This window comes from Bacillus rhizoplanae, from assembly GCF_917563915.1.
In the GTDB taxonomy this organism is placed as follows: Bacteria; Bacillota; Bacilli; order Bacillales; family Bacillaceae_G; genus Bacillus_A; species Bacillus_A rhizoplanae.
In genome coordinates this window covers 17,132-41,727 of the sequence record NZ_CAKJTI010000002.1, presented here as the reverse complement: position 1 = coordinate 41,727, position 24,596 = coordinate 17,132, and the positions used below count along the sequence as shown (strand labels likewise).

At 37.3% G+C, this 24,596-nt stretch carries 27 protein-coding genes, 1 pseudogene and 1 other annotated feature; of the genes and pseudogenes, 11 read left to right on the top strand and 17 right to left on the bottom strand.

From position 1 onward, the window contains the following. Positions 1–4: 4 nt before the first annotated feature. Together narJ and narI are read left to right on the top strand one after the other, a co-directional pair. A complete protein-coding gene (gene narJ / locus LRP84_RS02315; protein ID WP_230573602.1) occupies positions 5–535 on the top strand; it encodes a nitrate reductase molybdenum cofactor assembly chaperone in 531 nt (176 codons plus the stop codon). A 17-nt stretch (positions 536–552) separates the two neighbouring features. Beyond that, positions 553–1,251, top strand: a complete 699-nt coding sequence (gene narI, locus LRP84_RS02310) for a respiratory nitrate reductase subunit gamma (protein WP_230573601.1) — start codon at positions 553–555, stop codon at positions 1,249–1,251. A 72-nt stretch (positions 1,252–1,323) separates the two neighbouring features. Here narI and LRP84_RS02305 read toward each other — a convergent pair whose 3' ends face one another. From LRP84_RS02305 to LRP84_RS02285, 5 genes are all read right to left on the bottom strand, one after another. Continuing rightward, the gene (locus LRP84_RS02305; RefSeq protein WP_230573600.1) at positions 1,324–1,539 is read right to left on the bottom strand and encodes a hypothetical protein; all 216 of its coding nucleotides are present in this window, start codon (positions 1,537–1,539) and stop codon (positions 1,324–1,326) included. A gap of 7 nt (positions 1,540–1,546) precedes the next feature. After that, positions 1,547–1,825: a hypothetical protein gene (locus LRP84_RS02300; protein WP_230573599.1), complete on the bottom strand. Its 279-nt coding sequence runs from the start codon at positions 1,823–1,825 to the stop codon at positions 1,547–1,549. Between the two features lie 18 nt (positions 1,826–1,843). After that, on the bottom strand, positions 1,844–2,065 hold the full coding sequence (locus tag LRP84_RS02295; RefSeq protein ID WP_230573598.1) for a spore germination protein: 222 nt from the start codon (positions 2,063–2,065) through the stop codon (positions 1,844–1,846). Between the two features lie 130 nt (positions 2,066–2,195). Continuing rightward, a complete protein-coding gene (locus LRP84_RS02290) occupies positions 2,196–2,501 on the bottom strand; it encodes a rhodanese-like domain-containing protein (protein ID WP_230573597.1) in 306 nt (101 codons plus the stop codon). Positions 2,502–2,579: 78 nt separating this feature from the next. After that, a complete protein-coding gene (locus LRP84_RS02285) occupies positions 2,580–3,704 on the bottom strand; it encodes an alpha/beta fold hydrolase (RefSeq protein WP_230573596.1) in 1,125 nt (374 codons plus the stop codon). Between the two features lie 438 nt (positions 3,705–4,142). Between LRP84_RS02285 and LRP84_RS02280 the strand changes: the two genes are divergently transcribed. From LRP84_RS02280 to LRP84_RS02265, 4 genes are all read left to right on the top strand, one after another. Beyond that, the gene (locus tag LRP84_RS02280; protein ID WP_230573595.1) at positions 4,143–5,978 is read left to right on the top strand and encodes a spore germination protein; all 1,836 of its coding nucleotides are present in this window, start codon (positions 4,143–4,145) and stop codon (positions 5,976–5,978) included. Between the two features lie 16 nt (positions 5,979–5,994). Beyond that, a complete protein-coding gene (locus LRP84_RS02275; protein ID WP_230573594.1) occupies positions 5,995–7,089 on the top strand; it encodes a GerAB/ArcD/ProY family transporter in 1,095 nt (364 codons plus the stop codon). Then, on the top strand, positions 7,065–8,171 hold the full coding sequence (locus tag LRP84_RS02270; protein ID WP_230573593.1) for a Ger(x)C family spore germination protein: 1,107 nt from the start codon (positions 7,065–7,067) through the stop codon (positions 8,169–8,171). Before LRP84_RS02275 ends, LRP84_RS02270 begins: the two co-directional genes overlap by 25 nt. A 129-nt stretch (positions 8,172–8,300) precedes the next feature. Beyond that, positions 8,301–8,729 carry a pyrophosphohydrolase domain-containing protein gene (locus LRP84_RS02265; protein ID WP_230573592.1) on the top strand — a complete coding sequence of 143 codons (429 nt, stop codon included), beginning with the start codon at positions 8,301–8,303 and terminating at the stop codon, positions 8,727–8,729. Between the two features lie 520 nt (positions 8,730–9,249). Here the strand turns inward: LRP84_RS02265 and LRP84_RS02260 are convergent. The 3 genes from LRP84_RS02260 to LRP84_RS02250 all read right to left on the bottom strand — a co-directional run bounded on the left by LRP84_RS02260 (position 9,250) and on the right by LRP84_RS02250 (position 13,680). Continuing rightward, positions 9,250–9,492: a hypothetical protein gene (locus LRP84_RS02260; protein WP_230573591.1), complete on the bottom strand. Its 243-nt coding sequence runs from the start codon at positions 9,490–9,492 to the stop codon at positions 9,250–9,252. Positions 9,493–9,745: 253 nt separating this feature from the next. Further along, entirely contained in the window at positions 9,746–12,154 is a 2,409-nt protein-coding gene (gene leuS / locus LRP84_RS02255; protein ID WP_230573590.1) for a leucine--tRNA ligase, read from the bottom strand. 66 nt (positions 12,155–12,220) lie between these two features. Continuing rightward, positions 12,221–12,436: a binding site (T-box leader), on the bottom strand. Between the two features lie 50 nt (positions 12,437–12,486). Continuing rightward, a complete protein-coding gene (locus tag LRP84_RS02250; RefSeq protein WP_230573589.1) occupies positions 12,487–13,680 on the bottom strand; it encodes an MDR family MFS transporter in 1,194 nt (397 codons plus the stop codon). Positions 13,681–13,903: 223 nt separating this feature from the next. On the opposite strand from LRP84_RS02250, the gene LRP84_RS02245 reads away from it, so the two are divergent. After that, entirely contained in the window at positions 13,904–14,296 is a 393-nt protein-coding gene (locus LRP84_RS02245) for a DUF5412 domain-containing protein (protein WP_230573588.1), read from the top strand. Positions 14,297–14,550: 254 nt separating this feature from the next. On the opposite strand, the gene LRP84_RS02240 is transcribed toward LRP84_RS02245, so the two are convergent. Next, positions 14,551–15,084 (bottom strand): isochorismatase family protein, encoded by a 534-nt coding sequence (locus tag LRP84_RS02240; RefSeq protein WP_230573587.1) that lies wholly within the window; start codon positions 15,082–15,084, stop codon positions 14,551–14,553. 161 nt (positions 15,085–15,245) lie between these two features. Further along, the gene (locus tag LRP84_RS02235; protein WP_230573586.1) at positions 15,246–15,503 is read right to left on the bottom strand and encodes a SunI/YnzG family protein; all 258 of its coding nucleotides are present in this window, start codon (positions 15,501–15,503) and stop codon (positions 15,246–15,248) included. A 187-nt stretch (positions 15,504–15,690) separates the two neighbouring features. On the opposite strand from LRP84_RS02235, the pseudogene LRP84_RS22525 reads away from it, so the two are divergent. Both LRP84_RS22525 and LRP84_RS02230 read left to right on the top strand, forming a co-directional pair. Then, positions 15,691–15,821, top strand: a pseudogene (locus LRP84_RS22525) (TnsA endonuclease N-terminal domain-containing protein); the annotation flags it as partial. Positions 15,822–15,962: 141 nt separating this feature from the next. After that, positions 15,963–16,748, top strand: coding sequence for an enoyl-CoA hydratase/isomerase family protein (locus LRP84_RS02230; protein WP_230573585.1), 786 nt, complete (start codon positions 15,963–15,965; stop codon positions 16,746–16,748). Positions 16,749–16,919: 171 nt separating this feature from the next. Here the strand turns inward: LRP84_RS02230 and LRP84_RS02225 are convergent, their stop codons facing one another. The 6 genes from LRP84_RS02225 to LRP84_RS02200 form a co-directional block, all read right to left on the bottom strand. After that, a complete protein-coding gene (locus LRP84_RS02225; RefSeq protein ID WP_230573584.1) occupies positions 16,920–18,770 on the bottom strand; it encodes an FtsX-like permease family protein in 1,851 nt (616 codons plus the stop codon). 16 nt (positions 18,771–18,786) lie between these two features. Then, a complete protein-coding gene (locus tag LRP84_RS02220; RefSeq protein ID WP_230573583.1) occupies positions 18,787–19,548 on the bottom strand; it encodes an ABC transporter ATP-binding protein in 762 nt (253 codons plus the stop codon). Positions 19,549–19,742: 194 nt separating this feature from the next. Further along, complete coding sequence (locus tag LRP84_RS02215; RefSeq protein WP_230573582.1) at positions 19,743–20,435, bottom strand: hypothetical protein; 693 nt, start codon at positions 20,433–20,435, stop codon at positions 19,743–19,745. A 292-nt stretch (positions 20,436–20,727) separates the two neighbouring features. Continuing rightward, on the bottom strand, positions 20,728–21,090 hold the full coding sequence (locus tag LRP84_RS02210; protein WP_230573581.1) for a VOC family protein: 363 nt from the start codon (positions 21,088–21,090) through the stop codon (positions 20,728–20,730). 144 nt (positions 21,091–21,234) lie between these two features. Continuing rightward, on the bottom strand, positions 21,235–21,384 hold the full coding sequence (locus LRP84_RS02205; protein ID WP_003208774.1) for a hypothetical protein: 150 nt from the start codon (positions 21,382–21,384) through the stop codon (positions 21,235–21,237). A gap of 17 nt (positions 21,385–21,401) precedes the next feature. Then, positions 21,402–21,665 carry a YtzC family protein gene (locus tag LRP84_RS02200; protein ID WP_230573580.1) on the bottom strand — a complete coding sequence of 88 codons (264 nt, stop codon included), beginning with the start codon at positions 21,663–21,665 and terminating at the stop codon, positions 21,402–21,404. A gap of 105 nt (positions 21,666–21,770) precedes the next feature. Here LRP84_RS02200 and mnmL point away from each other — a divergent pair, with 105 nt between their 5' ends. After that, positions 21,771–22,730, top strand: coding sequence for a tRNA modification radical SAM protein MnmL/YtqA (gene mnmL, locus LRP84_RS02195; RefSeq protein ID WP_230573579.1), 960 nt, complete (start codon positions 21,771–21,773; stop codon positions 22,728–22,730). Next, a complete protein-coding gene (mnmM, locus tag LRP84_RS02190) occupies positions 22,727–23,299 on the top strand; it encodes a tRNA 5-(aminomethyl)-2-thiouridylate-methyltransferase MnmM (RefSeq protein WP_230573578.1) in 573 nt (190 codons plus the stop codon). Before mnmL ends, mnmM begins: the two co-directional genes overlap by 4 nt. Before the next feature lie 195 nt (positions 23,300–23,494). On the opposite strand, the gene tbcS is transcribed toward mnmM, so the two are convergent. Further along, positions 23,495–24,556 (bottom strand): tetraprenyl-beta-curcumene synthase, encoded by a 1,062-nt coding sequence (tbcS, locus tag LRP84_RS02185; RefSeq protein ID WP_230573577.1) that lies wholly within the window; start codon positions 24,554–24,556, stop codon positions 23,495–23,497. Between the last annotated feature and the right edge of the window lie 40 nt (positions 24,557–24,596).

Sequence of the window (24,596 nt, the reverse complement as noted above, 5' to 3'; positions counted from 1 at the left end):
AACTATGAAACAAAGTTTACAAACTGCTTTTTCTTGTTCTTCCTTTCTTCTCTCCTATCCTGAACAGGGTTGGAGAGAAGCACTTCCTCATTTACAAAGTGATATTCAAAGCATCGAACATGAGGAAATTCGCACTACCCTTACAACATTTATCGAACAAGCAAAGCAAAAAACAAACGAGGAATTAATTGAAGCATATGTATATACATTTGATTTTGGCAAAAAAACAAATATGTATCTCACTTATATGAATACTGGTGAACAACGAGAACGAGGGATTGAACTACTAGAATTAAAACAGCACTATCAAAAAGCAGGCTTCGCCGTAACAGATAAAGAACTGCCTGATTATTTACCACTTATGTTAGAGTTTCTCGCAAATGCAGAGGAAGAAGATATTGAGCCTATTATGAAAAAATATGCAAACAATATCGAGGCATTGCATCAACAATTAAAAGACGCAAACAGTATGCACGAACCAATTGTCCGATGCATTCTTACTGCTATTGGTGCATGGCATTATGAAATAGAATAGAAAGGAGTACGGCAAAGATGATAGATCAATTTTTATGGGTACTCTTTCCATATATCATTTTAGTCATTTTTATTGGTGGGCATATTTTTAGATACAACTACGATCAATTTGGCTGGACATCAAAATCTAGTGAACTATTAGAGAAGAAAATGCTCCGAATCGGAAGTTTATTGTTTCATTTTGGTATTATGTTCGTAATTGGCGGGCATGTCATGGGAATTTTAATCCCCGAACCCGTCTACAGTTCCCTCGGCATTTCTGAACATACGTATCATATAATGGCAATCGGTTTCGGCCTTCCGGCAGGTATTGCTTCTGTAATCGGATTATTCATTCTAACGTATCGCCGCTTTACCATAAAACGTATTATTGCAACAAGTACAACAGGAGATTATATCGCTCTCATCTTGTTGCTCATTGTAATGCTCGCAGGACTTTCTTCTACATTTTTAAATATTGATTCAAACGGTTTTGATTATCGAACAACGATTGGCTCGTGGTTCCGCAGCCTCTTTATTTTCCAACCTAAAGCCGAGTATATGGCGGAGGTGCCAATTTGGTTTAAAATTCACATCGTTGCAGCAATGGGACTGTTTGCAGCATGGCCATTTACAAGACTTGTTCATGTCTTTAGCGTTCCCGTGAAATATTTACGACGCAGCTATGTTATTTATCGAAAAAGAAAACCGATAGAGTCTAACGAAATGAAATTTTAATCAGGGAATTTTTCACGAAATAAATATTTCATAAAAATAGAAAAGCATTCCTTTCCTCGGAATGCTTTTTTCTTATTCTACTATACAATCTGTACGCTCCACATTCGGAGCTCCCGGTGAAGCACCAGTCATCCCATTGCTATTCTGAGCTGTCTGTGAAGCATTTGTCATCCCATTTCTATTCGTAGTCCCCTGTGAAGCACATGTCATCCCGCTGCTATTCTGAGCTGTCTGTGAAACATTAGTCATCCCACTACTATTACGAGCTCCCTGTGAAGCATTGGTCATCCCGCTGCTATTCTGAGCCCCCCGGTAAAGCACCTGTCATCCCACTACTACTTGCAGCAGCACCTGTCAAGGTGCTACCTCGTGTAATAGTTGTTGTAATTGTGTCTCCTGGTCGCAAACAAACTTCATTTGTATTTCCGATAACGACTACAACATCCATACATGTCGGTCCTGTTGATCCGGTAAATGTTTTCGTTGCAACAAACGAAGTATCCCGTAAATTATCTCCTGTGAATATATTCCCAGAGTTATTTACGATAACAAATTCTTTAATAGAAACTCCCATCTTCATACAACCTTTCTATTACACTCCTGCTGTTGAACTTATGTTCGCCGAAGTAAATTCAGTATTACCTCGTGGTGCTCCCACTGGCGTTAATTTCCCATTTAACAATCTAGCAGAGCTTGATCCACCAGCTCCACTAAATACCTTCGTCGCAAAAAACGGAGAAAGATTATAACAATTCCCCATATTAATTGGTCCTCTATTGTTTATAATTTTAATTTTTCGAATAAGTGGATTCACCCGTAAGACACCTTCCTTAACAATATCTCGTTCTTTCTACACTGTATGCAAAAGAAAAAAACTTGAAACGGACGCGTTTCAAGTTTTAAAAAAATTATTCCTAACAGGGATCCTGATGGTTAGTTGAACTTTATTTAATTTCACCTTCATACTGCATCATACCGCCAACCATGTTTACTGTTTTATAACCTAGTTCATTTAAATAATGACAAACATTTTCGCTGCGCATACCAGAGCGGCAAATGAAAATATACTCATTTTCTTTATCAAAGAAGTCCACTTTATGCGGAATATCACCCATTTTAATATGAACTGCTTCTGGGATTTTCCCGTATTCTACTTCTTCATCTTCACGCACATCTACTAAAAATAACGTTTCCCCTTTTTCTAAACGTTCTTGTACTTCTTGTGGCATAATTGTTTTAATTTCAGACATGGAACTTCCTCCTTCTTTCAATTCATTCTCAATTTTAGCATGCAACAGCTAGAAAACAAGATATGTATCCAAGTCTCATTAGAGAATATTTGAAATTCGCTGATTCATAAATTGATGTACTTTTTTAGCAAATAAATGCGTCTCTAGCACACCTGCCATATGTCCGTATATACTTTCAATCTCATATACTTCTGCAATTTTTTTATTCTTCCTCAATAACTCAACCATTTCATAATTATAACGAGAAGGCTGTAGTACATCTTGCTTACAAGGAATCATAAGGACGCTCGCTTCTACTTGTCGAAGCGCTTCTTCTAATGAAGAAAATCCGTGAGCAATATCGTGTAATAAAGTTGCTTTTGCGGTGTACATCCATGAATTTGCATCAACAAAGGCGATATTTTGTAATGTTGCTTCATTAATCGTTTTTTCAAATGAAGTGAATGTACAGAAATCTTGATACGGCGCAGATTCTGTACTGTCCCGCGGAAATGTCGTTTCATAATAATGTGCATCAAATGCATTCATAAACATCATTTTAGCTGCTATGTGCAGCCCTTTCACGGGCTGCTGCTCTCCATAATTTCCATCTTTCCAAGCTGGATCTAATTGAATTGAATCGATTGCATTTTGCAAAACATGAATAGACGTTACAACTGGATTTTGCGGATTTGTAATGACACCAATCATTCGTTCCATCATATGCGGATAATGAACCGCCCATTGCTGTGCTATCATGCCTCCAGCTGATGGTCCAACCACAGTATGCAGTCTAGCAATTCCCATTTGCTGTATTAATTCATATTGAATACGAGCCATATCAAGAAACGTAAAGATTGGAAAAGTCATCCCATATTCTGCACCCGTCTCTGGATTTATTGTTTTTGGTCCTGTTGTCACAATATAAGGATTTTTCACTTGTACGTTACAAAGATTATCTGTACAAATAACAAAATATGTATTCGTATCGATTGCTTTTCCTGGCCCGATGAACTCATCCCACCATCCTGGCAAAGGATCTTGCTCTGTATACTTCCCCGCTGCATGGCTCGTTGCACTAAAATAATGACATACTAAAACCGCATTTGACTTCTCACGGTTTAACTTACCGTATGTTTCATAACCGATTTGAATTGGGATTGATGCACCGTTTTCAAATGTGAATTTCTTTAATCGAAATTCTTGTTTTTCTACGTATAACACCATTTCGTCCTCCTTACGTAACACTTTTCTTCATTTTTATCCCGCATTAACGGGCGGTAAGATTCAGAGAAAATCGAGGCGATGACTGCCCGTAAAAGCCCGATTGGTGAGAGCTTTCCATCAGTGAGGGATCAACCCGCCTCCACTGATGGAAGTTTCACTTTATTAACATAAACAAAGCGTGATACTGAAGACAAATTAAAAAGAGAAAACGGCCTTTCTTTGATAACATCTCGAAAAAAGCCGCTGCAAGTATATCCGTTGTTACAAGAATGCGCATACACCATAATCAATTATATTTATTCGTACTATAGGGCATGATTTCCTTCTACCATAGCCCAGCCATTTGTTTCGCTTTTTCCAAACACAAATATGTGCATAATATATAAAAATTCCCACAGACTAAAGTTATCTTATTTGGATAAAGAGGGAATACATATGTTTTTTAAATGGTTTAGTAGAAAAAAGAACAGTACAGATGCAACAAAGAAGGCACAAATGAAAGGCACGCAGCAAACGGAGCAACAGCAAAAACAACAACAAGTTCAAACAAGTAAGCAACAACCGGAACAGCAACAAGCTCAAGCAAGTAAGCAACAGCCGGAACAACAACAAGCTCAAACAAACAAGCAACAGCCGAAACAACAACAAGCTCAAACAAATAAGCAACAGCCAAAACAACAACAAGCTCAAACAAACAAGCAACAGCCGAAACAGCAACAAGCTGAAGCAAATAAGCAACAACCAAATCAACAATCAAGCAAACAATATACTAAACAAAGTAAAAACGGCATTTTCGATTTTAGTAAGCCAGAGCATGAAACAGCTCATTCACTACAAGAACTCTTGCAGAAATTACAAGAATCAAGCGATTTTGTTCACTATCATACTTCTGAAGACCCAGCTAAGCCTTATTGGATTTCGTATTTTCGTACATCAATGGATGGCATGAGATTACAAAATTATTTAATGCCTGCTTTATTACATCATACTGCGCCAACACTAGAAGAAATAAAAGCAATGGTTCCAATAAGCGGCCTTACCATTACAAGTGACGTAAAAAAAATTGAAGAAATGGTCTTAAAAGGGCATGCCATTGTTCAACTGCAGGAGCATGATACTGAATGTCTACTTGCAAACATCGCAATTGAGAAATACAGATTACCGAGTATACCATTAAATGAATCAGCAGTTATTGGGCCGCAAGAAGGATTTGTAGAGGATATCGATACAAACATTAATCTTGTTCGTAAGCGTTTACCAGTCCTGGAATTAAAAACAAAAGAAATGTTGATTGGGGAATTTTCAAAAACAAAAGTCGTTATGATGTATTTGAGTAATTTAGCAGAAGAAGAAAGCATCACATATTTAGAAGATCTCCTGAACAAAATTCAATATGAGCAAATTAATGATAGCTATTATATTCCCCATCTAATGGGCGATACATCTATTTTTCCAACTTTTATTAATACAGAACGCTCTGATCGTGTCAGCAGTGGGCTCGTTGATGGAAAGATCGCTATATTCGTTGATGGCTCACCGAATGTTTTATTAGCGCCTGTATCTCTACTGGATTTCTTCATCTCTCCTGAGGATTACAGCGTGTCTTGGTTTTATGCAACCTTTTCCCGCTTATTACGTTTTGTAGCGGTTACGTTTTCAATTTGTGCAACGTCCCTCTATGTTGCTGCACTTAGTTACCACTATGAATTGATTCCAAGTGATTTGCTAGAGACATTAATTTTATCGCGGGCACAAGTACCATTTCCACCTATAATAGAGGCTATTTTTCTAGAGTTAGCCATTGACCTTCTCCGCGAAGCAGGAGCACGTTTACCAATGAAGGTCGGACAAACGCTCGGTATTGTAGGTGGTATCGTTATTGGGCAAGCATCTGTACAAGCGGGCTTAACAAGTAATATTTTGTTGATCATCGTCGCCTTATCTGCACTAGCATCATTTATTACACCGATTTATAAAATGGGCAATGCCATTCGTTTACTTCGCTTTCCATTTTTAATACTTGCAGAGTTGTGGGGAGTATTAGGAATTTCAATAGGATTTATCTTTCTTTTAACGCGACTTTTTCAATTATCATCCCTTCGAAAACCGTACGGGCTTTTTTATCCATTTCGAAAACAGTCAATAAAAGATTCACTCGTACGAATGCCCTTATCTAAAATAGATACACGCAATGTTCAAGCAAGACCGCAACATGTCGGTCGTTATGTAAAAGAAGTATTTCAAAAACGTATGACAGATTTTGATGAGTAAGAAACGAGGAGAGCATATGAGTACAGTTAAAACAAACTACAAAGTATCTCCCATTTTTGTTTTTTTCTTAATCCATAGTGCACAATTCGGTGTTGGTGTTCTTGGATTTGCACGTATTATTGCAAAAGCTGCTGGATATGATGCATGGATGGGTGTAATTATTGCAGGTGCAGGCATTCATATTCTGATGTGGATGATGTACCGCTTATTAGAAAGTGTAAACGGAAACCTGATTACATTGCATCAAAATATATTCGGAAAATGGATAGGAAATGCATTCAGTCTAATCTATCTTGTATATTTCTTTCTTGTTAGCCTATCCGTTATGCGCGAGTATGTAGAAATTATTCAAGTTTGGATGTTCCCAACAGCATCTACATGGAAATTAACAATCTTTTTATCTCTACTTGGTTATTACATTATCTCATCTGGCTTTCGAGTTATGACTGGTATTTGTGTTGTTTCTGTTGTCGCTACATGCGGATATATCATGATGTTATTTTTAGCAATGAAATACGTTAACTTTGCAAACCTACTACCTATATTCTCTCACTCTTTTGGGGATATTTTAAAATCAGCTCAAGCATCTGTTTATACAATGATTAGTTTCGAAATTATTTTGATGATATATCCATTTATCAAAACCCCGGAGAAATCTCATAAATTTGCACAATATGGTGTTTTATTTTCTAACTTTTTATATTTACTAAGTACAATTCTTGCTTTTACGTTCTTTAGCGAAAAACAATTATCAAAAACAATTTGGTCACAGCTATCCATCTCGCAAGTAATTCGTCTTCCTTTTATTGAGCGTCTAGAATATATTGCTATCAGCGGCTATGCACTCATTGCAATTACAAGTTTCATCCTCCCCTTATGGGCTGCAACAAGAGGATTACATGAACTATTTCGCGTAAAACAAAAATACATCTTAATTTCCTTATTATTCTTAACCGTCATTATTTCACAATTGCTAACAGAACGGTATGATATTAATAATTTTATTAGTCACGTCTCAAAAACAAGTTTTTGGATTGTTTACGTGTACATCCCGGTTTTATTTCTTATAATGTGGGTGAAAAAGAAATGGAAAACATCAAAAAGCAAGTAATATTCCTTTTTAGTTTATGCTTATTTTTTACAACAGCATGTGTACCCAAAAACATCGTTGATGATCTCAGCCTCATTCAAGGTGCTGTTTTTGATGTCGCTTCAGATACAGGCTCAAAGAAGGAAAGAGTAAAAGTGACTTACGTTTGTCCTATTCAAAGAAAAGGGAATAAAGTACAAGTAGTTCAAGGGTATGGGAATACAGTCAAACAAATTAAAGTAACAACTTCTTTAGAATCTGGACAACCTCTTGTCAGCGGACAAATGCGCGTTAATCTTTTCACAGAAAAACTAGCTAAAAAAGGACTCTCTAGTATACTTGATACGCTTATTCGCGATGTAACTATCGGTAACTTATTATATATCGGCGTTCTTGAAGGTGGCGGAAATGGAGAAGGGGAAAAACTGCTCTCAGGCAAATATAACACATCTGCTAACGTAGCAATCTACATAAAAAAAATGTTAGAACATAATATGAAAACAGGCGTATTACCAAAAGATAATTTACACCTTCAGGCTGCTCGATATTATCGTGAAGGGCAAGATACGTATATGCCTATGTTAAAAAAGAAAAAGAACAGCATTAAAATTACAAGTATGGCTCTTTTCAAACAAGATAAGTATGTAGGAAAAGTAGAAGAAAAAGATATGTTTCTTTTTAAATCGCTGCTTGAGAAAAGTGAGATGGATTCACATGAATTTAAAACAAGATTGGGCTATACGATTATTAACAATATTCGTTCTTCTCCTTCTTATCGTGTATATGTAAGCAACGGCAAGCCTTCCTTTTTCATTCATGTAAAAATGACAACTCGCCTTCAAGAGGTTTCGAAGCATGCTAACCTAGAAAACAAAAAAATTGTAGAAACAATACGAAAAGACATTGAAAAGAGCTTAAATAAAGATGGTGTAAAATTAATTAAAAAATTTCAATCTCTTGGTACAGACCCACTCGCTTTAGGTGCCAGATTTAAACAACACTACAGACCTTTTCAATTAAAAGAATGGAAAAAAATGTACAAAGATGTTCCTGTAAAAGTTAAATATGAAGTTGATATTACAAATTCAGGCGTTATTGAATAAAATAGTTGATCCTCTTTCCTAAAGTTAAATTAGAAAGAGGATCTTTTTTGTAAAAACAGAATTTAAACCTCCCTAACGTAAATCATGTTACAATAACAATCGGTAAAGAACGAGAAAGGATGAAACAACATGACAAACGAAAAAGGTTTAGATAAAGGATATGAGCTTGTTGCGAAAATGCATGAAATATTCGGTCACCCTGTTGCTGATATTCCAACAAAATTAACAGAAGAGCGTGCAAAAATTCGTGCAAGCTTTATGCAAGAAGAACTAGAAGAGTTCTTAGAAGCAAACACAGTAGAAGATCAATACGATGCATTAATTGACTTAATTTACTTTGCATTTGGAACGTTTGCAGAAATGGGTGTACGTCCTGATAAAGGTTTTGAGATCGTGAACAATGCAAACATGGCAAAATTATTCCCAGACGGTAAACCACGCTTCCGCGAAGGTGACGGCAAGATTTTAAAACCTGAAGGATGGGAAGCGCCAGAACCACAACTTCGTGCGGAAATTGAACGTCAGCGTCAAGAAGCACTTGAAAAAGTAGGAAAATAAAGTGAAACTTCCATCAGTGGGGGTTTTCTTCATCCCCCACTGATGGTTAGTTGAACCAATCGGGCTTTTCACCTATCTTCTTAGCTCTTCTCTGAATCTTGAGGTGGGGGTCTTACTGCCCGTTAATGCGGGATAACAGTGAAATCATGCCATATATTGTCGAAGGGTCTTTATGTTGTGTCGAAGCGCCGATATATGATGAGAAACGGTCGATATATTATAAAAATCGCCGATATATTGATACTTTGAAAAGGAGCTATCTATACAGATAGCTCCTTTTACGTTACTTCTTCTTCGGTGCTGTCGTTTGACTTTGTTTCCCTTTAGAGAAATTAGATGAATCATCGAAGTTCGGTTGTTTTTGTCCAGCGTTATTGCTTCTGCCTTTACCCATATGTATACACCCCCTTTTTCTTTATCATTCCCAAATAAAAAATCTCCTTGCATAGAAGGAGATTTTCTTTAAGGCACTAACGTCCTATTCATAGTTGTTTAATCTTACATTCTTCTGTTGTTAGCCTTAATGTGGCGTGACATAAGGTTGGCCGTGATGATAACCATGATGAGGATGATAACCATGATGAGGATAATAACCAACATGTTGATAACCATGATGAGGATAGTGATGATATGGATAATGTGGATGATACCCCACATGATGATAGCCATAAGGATATCCTCCATGTGGATATCCTACTTGTGTTGTAGGGAACCCACCCATACCATATGGACTAGGCATTTGTCGTTGTTCATTATAATTCATTTCGTTCACCTCTTCCTCACAATTTAATGTGTCGATGTTATCATATTGCAAAAAGAGAAATAGGTGTTTGTCTGCTCTAAAATTCAGTTTCTTCATCCCAGTTAAAACATAAGGTGAAACTTCCATCAGCGGGGGTTTTACGGACAGTTATCCCCCACCTATCTTCTTCGCTTTTCTCTGCATCTTGAGGTGGGAGTCTTACTATCCGTTAATGCATGACAAAAAGAGCACCTAAAATAGGTGCTCCTTTCCATTAATTCGCTACGATATTCACAAGTTTTCCAGGAACAACAATTACTTTACGAACTGTTTTCCCTTCAATTTGCTCTTTAATTGCCTCAAGTGCAAGTTGTTCCATTTCTTCTTTTGCTGCATCTTTTTTCATTGTTAGCTTCGCACGTACTTTGCCCATGACTTGAACAACGATTTCAACTTCATCTTCTACAAGTTTAGACTCATCAAATGTTGGCCAGCTTACATATGTGATTGTTTCGTTATGTCCAAGCTTGCTCCAAAGCTCTTCCGCTACGTGCGGTGCAACTGGTGCTAATAATTTCACAAAACCTTCTACATATTCTTTTGGAAGTGTTTCTGCTTTATATGCATCATTTACAAACATCATCATTTGAGAAATCGCAGTGTTAAAGCGAAGTTCTGCATAATCTTCTGTAACTTTCTTCACTGTTTGATGATATACTTTTTCAAGATTTTTGTTTGCTGTATCTGTAATCTTCTCGCTTAGTTCACCATTATCTTGAACAAATAGACGCCATACGCGATCTAAGAAACGACGAGCTCCGTCAAGACCATTTTCAGACCAAGCAATAGAAGCATCTAATGGTCCCATGAACATTTCGTATAGACGAAGTGTATCTGCACCGTGGCTTGCTACGATATCATCAGGGTTTACAACGTTACCTTTTGATTTACTCATTTTCTCGTTGTTTTCACCTAGAATCATACCTTGGTTAAATAGTTGTTGGAATGGCTCTTTCGTTGGAACCACGCCTACATCGTATAATACTTTATGCCAGAAGCGTGCATATAGTAAGTGAAGTACCGCATGCTCTGCACCGCCGATGTAAATATCAACCGGAAGCCATTGTTTAATTTTTTCTGGATCAGCAAGTGTTTCGCTGTTTTTCGGATCGATATAACGTAGGTAATACCAGCAGCTGCCTGCCCATTGCGGCATTGTGTTTGTCTCGCGGCGACCTTTTTTACCAGTCACTGGATCAACAACATTTACCCACTCATCAATGTTTGCAAGTGGTGATTCACCTGTACCAGATGGACGGATGTTCTCTGTTTTTGGAAGAACTAATGGTAATTCTTCTTCTTTCACAGCTGACATTGTGCCATCTTCCCAGTGGATAATTGGAATCGGCTCACCCCAGTAACGTTGACGGCTAAATAACCAGTCACGAAGACGGTATGTTACTTTTTGATTTCCTGCACTCGTTACTTCAAGCCATTCAATCATTTTTGCAATTGCTTCTTCTTTATTTAAGCCATCTAAGAATGCAGAATTTACGTGAGCACCATCACCTGTATGTGCTTCTTTCGTAATATCTCCGCCTTCTACAACTTCTTTCATTGGAAGCTCAAATGTTTTCGCAAACTCATAGTCACGCTCATCGTGTGCTGGAACTGCCATAACAGCACCTGTTCCGTAGCTTGCAAGTACATAGTCAGCGATCCAGATTGGTAATTTCTCACCATTTACTGGGTTAATTGCATAAGCACCTGTGAATACACCTGTTTTTTCTTTCGCAAGCTCTGTACGCTCTAAATCACTTTTCGCTTTTACAGAATCAATGTACGCTTCCACTGCTTCTTTTTGATCCGCAGTTGTAATTTCTGCAACAAGTGCGTGTTCTGGAGCAAGTACACAGTACGTTGCACCAAATAGTGTATCAGGACGCGTTGTAAACACTGTAAACTTCTCATCTGTACCGTCGATGTTGAAGTGTACTTCTGCACCTTCAGAACGACCGATCCAGTTGCGCTGCATATCTTTTAAGCTTTCTGGCCAATCAAGTTCATCTAAGTCTTCAAGTAAACGATCTGCATAAGCTGTAATCTTAAGCATCCATTGTCTCATCGGACGGCGCTCAACAGGATGTCCGCCGCGCTCACTCACACCATCGATTACTTCTTCGTTCGCAAGTACAGTACCAAGTGCCGGGCACCAGTTTACTGGTACTTCATCTACATAAGCTAAGCCTTTTTCAAATAATTTTAGGAAGATCCATTGTGTCCATTTGTAATAGCCTGGATCTGTCGTATTTACTTCACGATCCCAATCATAAGAGAAACCTAATGATTTAATTTGATTGCGGAATGTGTTGATGTTTTTCTCTGTAAATTCAGCCGGGCTGTTTCCAGTATCAAGTGCGTATTGCTCCGCTGGAAGACCGAACGCATCCCATCCCATTGGATGAAGTACATTATAGCCTTGCATACGTTTCATACGAGATAAAATATCCGTTGCTGTATATCCTTCTGGATGTCCTACGTGCAGACCTGCGCCTGATGGATATGGGAACATATCTAGTGCGTAAAATTTCGGTTTATCTGTTTCATCTGGCGTACGGAATGTTTTATTCTCTTCCCAATACGCTTGCCACTTCTTCTCAATTTCTTCATGATTGAAGCTCATTAAACACCCTCCATTCAAATTCTACATATTTTCACCGCCAAAAATACAAAAAACCCCTCATCCCATAAAAGGGACGAGAGGTTATATTCCCGCGGTACCACCCTAAATTAATGTCATACATACATTCGCTTAGATCCGTAACGTGGATAGACGGCAAATCGCTACTTTCTTTCACGACTGCAACTCCAAGGCGAGTTCATAACGAAACGTGGATTGACTTGCACCAACCGTCAACTCTCTAAACCAGCTTCCATTACTACTACTCCTTATCACTGTTATTACATATGAGTTATTTAAAATATATTCTAAAACAAGTTACTTGTTCCGTCAAACTAAACTGCAATTTTTTCTTCTACTGCTTCTTCAACCCGTACTCTCTTATCATAAATACTCGTTGCGATAAGTGCTAATACAAGCATTACCATTATCGCTATGAACAATACTTCCATATTATATAGATCTACAATTGCTCCGCCGACAACAGGTCCAAACATTTTCCCAACAGTTGCTGCGCTATTTACAACACCTTGATAAAAACCGAGCTTATCATTTGGTGCAAGGATATTCGCAATCGTTGGAACAGCTGGCCATACAAATAATTCACCGATTGTTAAAGTCACCATCGCCACAAGGAACATTGAAAATTGCTGCGCTTGACTTAATACGATAAACGACACTGCGAAAATACCGATTCCGATCATAATTTGTTGTTTTAAAGAACGTTTCATCGCACGAATAATCATACTTATTAATGGCTGCGCACAAACAATCATCGCTCCGTTGATCGTCCATAATAAACTATAATGACGAAGACTAATATTCAACTCCTGCATATGCGTTGCAATCGCTCCTTGCCACTGTACATATGTAACCCAGCATAAAGCATATGCTACACATACAATAAGAAGCGCCTTGAATCCTGGTGTAAGTAACCAACCTTTTTTCGTATTTTCTTTTACTTCTACACTCTTATCTTTCTTATCTTCCATACCACGGAATCCAATAAAAGCAATTAAGAAGAAAATAAAGTATAAAATAAAGTTTGCTAAGAAAATATAATCAAAACGATAAGAAGCAACTAAACCACCGCACGCTGTTCCAATAGCGATCCCAACGTTTTGCCCTACATACATCGCATTAAATGCTCTCCGTCCGCCTTCTGGCCAAACCGTTCCGACCATCGCATACATCGACGGGAAGACCATTCCAGAACCAAATCCAATTAACGCAAGCCACACAACATAAAATGGCCAACCATGGAAGAATACCAGTCCTAAAATCGCTAATAGTGTAATAACAATACCAACTAAAATGGACTTATATCCGCCCCATTTATCAAATAGTACACCGCCGAGTAAATTACCAATTACTCCTGTTAACGAGTTAATCATTAATACCATTCCGGCCACAGATAATGACTTTCCTAAATGATCATGTAAATAAATTGTATTAAAAGGCCATAAAAAAGAAGCACCTGTGACATTAATAATCATCCCAGCTACTAATAGCCATACTTTCCTTGGCATGCCCTTCCCTCCTATTCTATTATTTTTTCGGTCTTCAATAACAGTAAAATTGTAGTCGTTTTTGAATAGGAAGGCAAATGATTAATAGTTGATGAAATTCAGATAATGAGTTGAAATCGTACTCATATTGGGCGTTATTTTTTCAGTCCACAATATATTTATCCATAAAATGGTATAATGTACTGTGAATCACATACATATCACAATTTTCAAGGGGAATAGAATGGATACAAAAAAGGCACAAAAAGAAATTAAGAAAACGAAAAGAAAAGTAGTAGTTGTATTATTTTCTATATTTATCATTGGAGCTAGTTTTGTATATTGGAAGTTTTTTAGTTTGCAAGGTGTTCCAAAAGGTGAATTGATTCAAGAGGTTAAATCTCCAAATGGTACATATACGTTAAATGCCTATATTACAAATGGAGGAGCAACTACAAGCTTTGCCGTGAGAGGTGAACTTATTTTTAACAAACGTAAGATATTTAAAACAAAAAATATTTATTGGCATTACAAAGAAGACCAAGCCAATATTGAATGGCAAAGTGAAGATACTGTTATTATCAATGGCCATACGTTACACGTACCAGATGAAACATATGACTTTAGAAAAGATTAGAAATATACTTCATTTTTACCTTTGATAGCTATAAAGATGAAAGGTTAGACAAAAGCGTCCAATGAAGGGGAAATGACTATATTTACAAAAGGGGATCGAACTATGAGTGTTATACATCCTCCTGGTGAAAATGCTTTTTATCTTTACGAAGTCAAATAGTAACTGTGCTATGAAAAAAGCTAGGGTAACATTCATGTATTTTATTGAATGCTCACTAGCTTTCATTTATAGAACTGCTTAATCTATATTTGTTATTAAAAAGATAGCACTGTATCTCCTTCTACAATCTTTAAAAATCGGTTATTCCAAATGTTTTCATGATGTTTAATAATGGTTTGCGCTTCTAATACTGTACTCGTTATTGTACTATGGCTATTTTTATAAAGAATGTTATTTTGATAACCTAAGCTATAAGCAGCTCGAATTGTAGTGTCCAAACAAAATTCAGTTTGCGCTCCTGCAAAAATAATTTGCTCAATTTCATTCTCTTTTAGGTAGTTTAATAGCTCTGTTTCATAAAATGAATCCCATTTCGTTTTTTGAATAACTTTATCTGAAGAAGTTTTCACTAACCCCTTATGTAATTGCCACTCATCTTTCCCTTCAAACATTTCATCTGTTTCCTCTGTACTCGTATGTTGAATAAAGATAACTGGGATATTTTTCTCATGAGCTTTTGTGATTAATTCGTTTATATTTGTAACTACATGTTCCTTATCGTACAAAAAATTTTGCGGTTCATTAAAAAAGATCTCTTGCATGTCAATAACAACTAAAGCTTGCTTCATTAGCGTTTCACATCCTATTGGTTTCTCTTTCATTATAGCACGGCACTATTAAGCTAAGTTTCAACGGCTAAAAACCGTTAATCCTTTTACCCATTCTGTATATCAAACAAAAAAACTATCTGCCCCCCCCCCGACTGAGTATCGAGAACTCTTTTTGTTTTTTATGAATGTATTTCCTTTAAAATTTTAGATATATTATCCGTAAACAATATGTAATTTTGTTTTTTCGTTTTAATGAAAATCCGATTCGTTGTACCATATGGTGCACCTATTCGAATTGCATCAGCTTTTTCGCCGCCGTAAGTATCATCTTCGGTAATTTCAATAATTTCTTCCAATAGAATATTGACTGTTGCAAGCTGCCACTTAATAATTAATTCTTTTTCTGTTTTTTTCACATCAATCCCTACCGTAAACATATGATCAGAACCTTCCTATAATTTCTCTTCAATTTCATTATAAAGAGGATTCCTTTATTTATCATTACATGTTTTTATTTCCAATATCTTTTCTCTTTTGCAATGAAAAATCCAAGCACCTTTAGCATGAAAATTAATGATATAGAACTAATAGCTAGAATGATTGATGTGGGTTTGAAATAATTAGCCGTGGTTAAAAATTCAAGATGTCTCGTCACAAGGATTAAAAGGAATAAAAACGAAGAAGCAACACGAATTCTTATCAGATATGGAAAATAACACTTTTATATTTCTAGATTTTCTAACTATATAACGGATGAATAAAGAAACATTTTTTTGAATCGGTCAGTATATTCTAAATATAGGCTCGTTCATGAGCAAGCAATCAGTCGGTAATGGCATCTCAGCAAAAATAAGTAACCTTTTGTGTCGGTACACTAAACTATTGGAGGGATTAAGATGTTAAACAAAAATGTCGTCCTCTACACTATGGAAAATGGTATCGCAAGAATTACACTAAACAGACCGGAAACACTAAATGCGTTAAACCGAGATGTTCTTGAACAACTTTCGTCCGTCTTGGACATGGTTAAAACTGATTCAAGTGTAAAAGCAGTGATAATTATTGGTGCCGGGGGAAAGGCATTTTCCGCAGGTGCTGACATTCAGTTTCTCAATAAAGCCACTCCGCTAGAAGTACGTGATTTAGCTCAGTTAGCTGTTACGGTTACTAATAAAATCGAGTCATTAGGGAAAGTAGTTGTTGCCGCCATCAACGGCTTTGCACTAGGAGGTGGACTTGAATTAGCTGAATCCTGTGCGCTCCGTATTTGTGCTAATCATGCTAGATTAGGACATCCTGAAGTCCGTATTGGAGCTGTTGCCGGTTTTGGAGGAACTACGAGACTGCCCAGACTTATAGGTAAGGGGCGTGCTGCAGAACTGTTGCTCACCGGAAACGCGATAAGCGCAGACGAAGCTTATCGAATAGGACTAGTTAATAGAATTGTTGAACCTGATAAATTACTATCAGAAGCAGAAACGCTTATCCTAGAAATTCTGTCTCAAGCTCCTATCGCAGTGAAGATGACTTGGGAAGCAATTCATCGGGGAGGTAATCTAACTTTAGAAGAGTCCGCACTTCTCGGTGCAGATTATTTCGGTTTGATAGCGTCCACGGAGGACTTCAGAGAAGGAACTAAATCATTTTTAGAAAAGACCCAACCATTATTTAAAGGAAGATAGTTAATCGAACCAATCATTTGTGGATTTAAAATAAAAAGATAGTTTATTAGTAAACTAAACGAACTCATTTTAATTAATCTTTGTTGCAATTCAACAGTTGAAATAAAGTGTAACTTCCATCAGTGGGGGATAAAAAATACCGAGCATCCTATGCTCGGTATTTTTAAAATTCTATTCTTCTTTCGGCAAAACAATCCCTTTATACAATTGAACGGTAATGAAATAATAAATTGCATAAATGACTACGAAGATAACAATTGGAAGCCAAATACGGAAGTACGGATCAAGTAAAATAAAACCGAACATTTTCATTCCAATTAACACGTGTACAATTCCCACAATTGCCGGGAATAAGAACACTAAGAATAACTCTTTGTAAATAGACTTCGTTAATAACTCACGGCGCACACCGATTTTACGAAGCATGTTATAACGTGTAATATCTTTTGAGGCACCAGAAAGAATCTTAAACATTAAGCAACTTGCCATCATTGCTAAGAACGCAATTCCTAAGAAGAAGCCCATAAATACGGTTCCGCTCGCAATACTGTAAAACCCTGTATACATCGCATATTTCGTTGCTAAATCATCAGCTTTAACATCTTTATATTTCGCTAACTCCAATTCATCAAGTTTTTTCCATTCATCTTTATGTGCTATAAAATCATCTGTTTTGCCAATGAAGGCAATTCCTTCTTTTCCTTGTACATCATTGTACATTTTCTGATCTACAATTTTAATCGCTTGATTGCGGTATAGATAAAATGGCTGAATACTACTTAAGGCCTCATCCCATTCTTTTGGAATTGCCACTGCTTGTTCCGCCATTTCCTGACTATTTCTTGAAACAGCACCTACAGGAAGCTCTCCTGAAACGCGTTTAAATTTACCAAAGTTCTCTTTGCCTATGCCAGCCCGCACCAATGGACGATTCTTCTCTAAATCTTCCTTCAAATAGTAAACAAATTTATCATCAACTTTATATCGATATTCATTTTTCTCATTGAATGTAATACCGTCTAAAATTTTCTTTTCTTCTGCTGTTGGATTATGAATGGCTGTATCATAAACCGCAAAACCGTCTACAGTAAGCATAACGTTATTTTTAAAAGCCATACCGCCAGAAATGGCACCCGCACCAAGTGCTACTAGCATCGCTACTGTCGCTAACACTCTCGTTAAGCTGTTAATACGAAAGTTTAGCTGTGCAAATGTAAATGCGTTAACCCCTTTTTCGCTTCTTTTTTTATTACTTTTCAGCTTTTTAATAATAAGCGGAAGAACAGAAGCAAATAACATATACGTTCCTGATGTTGTTGTAATGAGCGCAATGATGATACCAAATTCTCGTAACTTGTCCATATAAATCATAGAAGCATAACCGATTGCTAATAAAATAATCGCAAGAAATGCTACGATACCAGTCATTGTTCCTTTTACAGCAACGCGCTCTGTTTGCGCATCTGCATGCACAAGCTGTAATACTGAAATACGTGATAGTTTAATACTATTCATAATTGCGGATAACACAAATAATGCAAAGAAGAAGATACACGTAACAGTCATCGATGGAACATAAAATGCTTGATAACCACCTGCAGTAAACTCAAGCTGTTTCATAAGCAGCTGCCCAATTCCTTGCGCCAGTCCTACACCGACTGCAATCCCAATCACAAGAGACGCTATTCCTATTACAATTGTTTCTATAAACATAAGCAATGTAATCTTATGTTTTTTTGCTCCTAACATCATATACATCCCAAACTCTTTTTGACGAAGAGATAATAAGAATGAGTTCGCATATAAAATATAGAAGAATGTAATAATAGCTAGTAAAAATGAACCTGCCTGAAAAACAAATGCAATTGATGCAATAACAGAATTCGATTCAAGAAACGCTTTATTTATCGCTAACGTTTGGAACATATAAAAAATAGAAATCGACATAACAAGACCAACAAGTAAGACGATATAGTCTTTTAACTTACTTTTCAGCCCCGACATGGAAAGCTTAAATAACATGCCTAACCCTCCTTTCTTACGCTTTTTGTGTGCCTAAATTAGCAAGCACATCTAAAATTTCTTTATAGAATTCTTCACGTGTACCACCGCGGTGAATTTCTTTATATAACTCTCCGTCTTGAATAAATAAAATACGTCGGCAATAACTTGCACTATACGGATCATGTGTAACCATCATGATAGAAACACCTTGTTCTTCATTTAAGTCTGTCATCGCATCTAAAAGACTTGTTGCGTTTTTAGAATCAAGTGCTCCTGTTGGCTCATCTCCTAAAATAATTGCCGGTTCATGTACAAGTGCACGCGCTGCTGCTGAACGCTGCTTTTGCCCGCCAGAAACTTCTGAAGGGTATTTTTGAAGAATTGCTGAAATCCCTAACATTTCTGCTACCTTCTCTACTTTTGGACCAATCTTTTTAGAAGGAATGCCTTGCAGAGAAAGCGGCAATGCAATATTTTCATAGATTGATAGGTTCTCTAGTAAATTAAAATCTTGGAAAATAAATCCTAGTTTTTGTGAACGGAAATCAGATAGTTCCCCTTGCTTCATTTTCGTAATATCCGTACCAGCAATTTCAACAACGCCATCCGTCGCTTTATCTAATGTTGAAATGACATTTAATAAAGTGGTTTTACCAGAACCAGATGGTCCCATAATCCCAACAAATTCGCCTTCTTGAATGGAAAATGATACGCCTTTTAATGCATGTGATTGGCTCTCACCCTTTTTACCGTATACTTTTTGAACATTTTTCACGTCTACAACTGGTGTTTTCATATGAACCCTCCTGTGCTTTGTTTTCCTATTCCTATTTTGCTCTTTTAAAGCATGATCTGCCATTGATTAAACTTACATTTATCTTACATTTTTGTCATATACAAAAACGGCTCCATATGTTACATGTAAACACGTAGCATATGGAGCCGCTTGTTATTTTAATATATATTTTCATTTCATGTAATAAAGTGACATTACAACCGTGTGATTTTTCTAACGCTCGCACTTGGATCTACATGTAATGTACCGCTATATTCAACTTCATCCACATTGCAGTCTGGACCGATTTTTATATGACGACCAGACACAATTGATACATCTGTTTTACTTAAAGTGATGTCGGTTCCTTTTATCTTTTTACAAGCAATTCTTTTCTTTATGCCTGGGATAAAACTTGTAAGAGATAGAAATTTACGAGATGGCGCTAACGTGATTATATCCCCTTCAACATTTTGCAATTCACTAGGTGCTATAAATCCTATTTCAATCTTTTTTACTTGTAGATTTCCATTTACTCGAACAGCTCCCTGTACTGTAAGTGTTTCGGCACACACATCTTCCTTTATCGATAAAGTACCTGATGAGTGTATATGTTTTGCCTGTATTTTTCCTAATTTACAACTACCGGTGTTTTTTATTTCGTTAATTTGAGATACCCCTTCAATCTTGCATGTACCAGAATTGCTAAAACTTTTAGCAATTAAACTTCCCCGAATTGTGCAGTCCCCGATTATACTAAATTCATTAGCCTGTACATCCTTTTTAAAAGATGCAACACCTTTCACACGGACACTTTCGGCAATAACTGGTTGTGAAAAAGATTTACTTCCAAATACATTGAGTTTCTCCTGTACATGATTAGCACTTGTCTCCATAGTATTTTTCATCTCTATTTCCTTCCCTTTATTTTTCTCGTCATGTTGTATCCCGCATTAACGGGCAGTAAGACCCCCACCTCAAGATTGAGAGAGAAGCAAAGAAGATAGGTTGGGGATAACTGCCCGTAAAAGCCCGATTGGTGAGAGCTTTCCATCAGTGGGGGATGAAGCCCCCCACTGATGGAAGTTTCACTTTATAAAAACTCAAGCATGTCAATATTTCTCTCCACACTAAATATACCACATATTACCATGTGAAATATAAAAAAGCTGAGCTCATGTAAGTTCAGCTTTTTTCATTTTATCCTTTTAAAACAAACTCATTTCCTTCGTTATCTTTGAAGATTGCAAATGTACCCCATGGCATTTCATTTGGCTCTTGTGTAAATTCTACACCGTTTTTCTTCATTGTTTCATATGTATCCGTCATATTTTCTGTTACAAATACAATCGATGCTTTTAGTTCATTTGTATTTTTCATCATTGCTTTTGGATAAATAACTAAGTGAGAACGCGTATCTTTCGGTCCTACTTCAATCCAGCTTGCATTTGGACCCATTAGATCATTACGGTATACTGCAAATCCTGCTTTCTCTGTCCAAAATTCTAGCGCCTTTTGCTGGTCATCTACGTAAACTGCTACTGTGCCGATATGTGCAATCATGTTTCATTCCTCCGATATGTTATGTTTAATTTTAATTATAATTCATCTCCTCTCAATACGCACATATGTACGTATTAATAAGCAGTCTTTTAATGATCATCATGTAAGAGCAAAAAATAAAACCAGGTCATACTTCGACCTGGCTTACTCAGACTGCTTTGATTTTTGTGGTTGCCCTTTTTTACGATTTCTTTGCTTCGCTTGCACCACTGGATCTAATTCATTTGAAAACTCGGCATTATGTCCGTTTTGCGTTTTTTGCTCTGGGTTATTTTGATCAGAACGTTTTGCCATTTATCTTTCACTCCTTATTAGTGCGGTGTAACGATCATTTGATGCTGCAGCTGTTGAACCGCAAGACGAGCACGATATAACTGATCGCGCTGCTCAGCAGTTGCATAGTGCTCCATTGTTTCCATTTCTGTATAAGCTTTTTCCAATTGGAGCTGCGCATCTGAATAATTCATCTTATTGTAATGTTCTTGTCTCATGCCAAGTTCTAGCTGTTGTTTTGCGTATTCCATCGCTTGTTCTGCTTCATTGATGCATCGTTCAATTGCGTGACGCTCTGCCATCATGTTTCCTCCTTGCCTTTCATTTCTCCATTAGTTTATCCCTTCCATATGAACCTTATGAGTATGTTATAATGATTTTTGCTCATATCATTGAGGAGGCGTAACATGAAAGTTCAAAATCCTTTCCCATATTCAAATGACAATAAACGTTATCATACATGGAACTATCACCTGCGCGGACATTTTGGCGAGAAAATCTTTAAAGTTTCCTTAGATGCTGGCTTCGATTGTCCAAACCGTGACGGCACAGTCGCATACGGCGGCTGTACATTTTGCAGCGCGGCTGGTTCTGGTGACTTTGCTGGTGACCGCCGTGATGATGTTATTACGCAATATCATGAAATGAAAGAAAAAATGCATACAAAATGGAAAGATGGCAAATGTATTGCATATTTCCAAGCTTATACAAATACTCATGCTCCTGTTGAAGTGTTAAAAGAAAAATTCGAACCTCTGCTAAAGGAAGAAGGCGTTGTTGGTTTATCAATCGCTACCCGACCAGACTGCTTACCAGACGATGTTATCGAATATTTAGCAGACTTAAATAAACGGACTTACCTTTGGGTTGAACTTGGCTTACAAACAGTGCATGAACGTACAGCACTTCTTATTAACCGTGCTCATGATTATCCATCTTATGTAGAAGGTGTAAATAAACTTCGTAAGCATAACATTAACGTCTGTTCACATATTATTAACGGTCTTCCGCTTGAAGACTATGACATGATGATGGAAACAGCACGCGAAGTCGCAAAACTTGATATTCAAGGTATTAAAATTCATTTGCTTCATTTATTGAAAGGAACGCCGATGGTGAAACAATATGAAAAAGGACAATTAGAATTCCTTTCTCTTGAAGATTACGTAAATCTTGTTGTTGATCAGCTTGAAATCATTCCATCAGACGTCATCGTACACCGCATCACAGGCGACGGTCCGCCAAATTTAATGATCGGTCCGATGTGGAGCTTAAATAAATGGGAAGTATTAAATGCGATTGACGCTGAATTTGTACGCCGCGGCAGCTGGCAAGGCAAATATGCAAATGAGGTGACGGAAGCATGAAATTAGAACGAATTTTACCTTTTGCTCGCACACTGCTAAAGCGAGCGGTGAAAGAAGGGGATTATGCCGTTGATGCAACGCTTGGCAACGGTCATGATACCTGTTTTTTAGCAGAACTTGTTGGAGAGAACGGAAAAGTATTTGGCTTCGATATTCAAGAAGAGGCAATCACAAATTCAGCCGCGCGTCTACAAGAAAAAGGACTGGCTGAGCGCGCCGTTCTTATTCATGATAGCCACGATACATTAACAGCCGTATTACCAGAGGATGCAAAAGGAAAAGTAACAGGAGCTATCTTTAACTTAGGCTACCTTCCTGGCGGCGATAAAAGCATCGTCACAAAACCGTTCTCAACTCTTTCTGCTATACAGCAGTTATTAGAAGTAATGGCACCGGAAGGAATCATCGTTCTCGTCATCTATCACGGACATCCAGAAGGGCAAGTCGAACGCGATGCTGTTGTGAAATTTGCACAAGAGCTGGATCAAAAAGAAGCGCATGTACTGAAGTACGAATTTATGAACCAACAAAATAACCCGCCGTTTATTATTGCGATTGAGAAAAGATAAAGTGTCTCGTCAATATATCGGCGCTTTTCTCGATATATCGACCACTTCTCGTCATATATCGGCGCTTTTTGAAATATATCGACGCTTCGACACAATATAAAGATCGTTCTACAAAATTCGACGTGAATACACCTACAAAAAGATAGAAGTAAAAAAGCCGCTCTTCATACAACAGTATAAAGAGCGGCTTTTTTATCACTGCGCTATTTTCTTTCGATACATCTTCCCATTCCAATAGAAAAAGCGCGAAGTAAGACCTCCATATTTCACAATACGCCGCGCCATCTGCTGCATTTCTTTTTGCTGCGACACTTTTTGGTCTGATAAATATATACCAAGTAGCCCGCGGCTGATGAGGCGATGAAACTTCATATGCGGCAGTTGTTCCAAACTTTTTTCCGCTTCTATCACAAAATGTTTCAATCTCTCAAGAGTTGCTTCTTTATTCTCATAATAACTACAAAAATTTAAATCTCCGCCAATGCGGTCTTCTTCTTGGTCAATGAAATAATCAAGTAAAATATGCAATCCTTGTACATATGGAAAATATCCTTGCTTAATTTTCATAATATCTTCGTCTGTTAATTCATCGTGGAACGCATACGCTACAAGACAGAAAATACCGAGCGTTGAGCCTGCGCATGCGGAAAATTCAAACCAGCTCATCGGTGGTACATTTTCACGATGCGTTGCAAACCACGTTTTTAAGCGTTCTTCTCTCTCTTCTAGCTTTACATGTTTATGAATTTGCAAGTCACAATAATAACAAGCAAGCTCATGAAGAATTGGTGCAATCTTATCATAATGCTTCGTTTTTGTAAGCACGTCCTGACACGTTTCTACAAGTTCATCTAAATAACCGCCATCATCTTGATCATCACGGTAACGATAATAATTGCTTCCTTCACTTCCTGGCGTTAGCGCCGCAAGCATCGATTCATGAAGCGCCGCAAAATCATTCGGATCAAGCGATGTGCTGCGATCACATAAATTATCCAAGTAATCACTAATCGTTTGATACGCTACAATAAATCGAATACATTCCTCACGATGTTCATGAGCAAGCAGTGCTAAAATCCCACCGCCTTCACAGTGAAACGTTTTATGTTCGATACTCGCTAACGCTTGATTATGAAGTTCATCATTCGGAATATGATAGGCGCGTTCTTTCCACATTGCGAGCTCATGGTGTACGACCGGAAACACATCTCGGTATACTTTCGCCATGAGCGTTATGGGGTTACTCGGTACTTTCACTTCTTTCTTCATCTCCTCTAATGAATATGGTCAAACATGT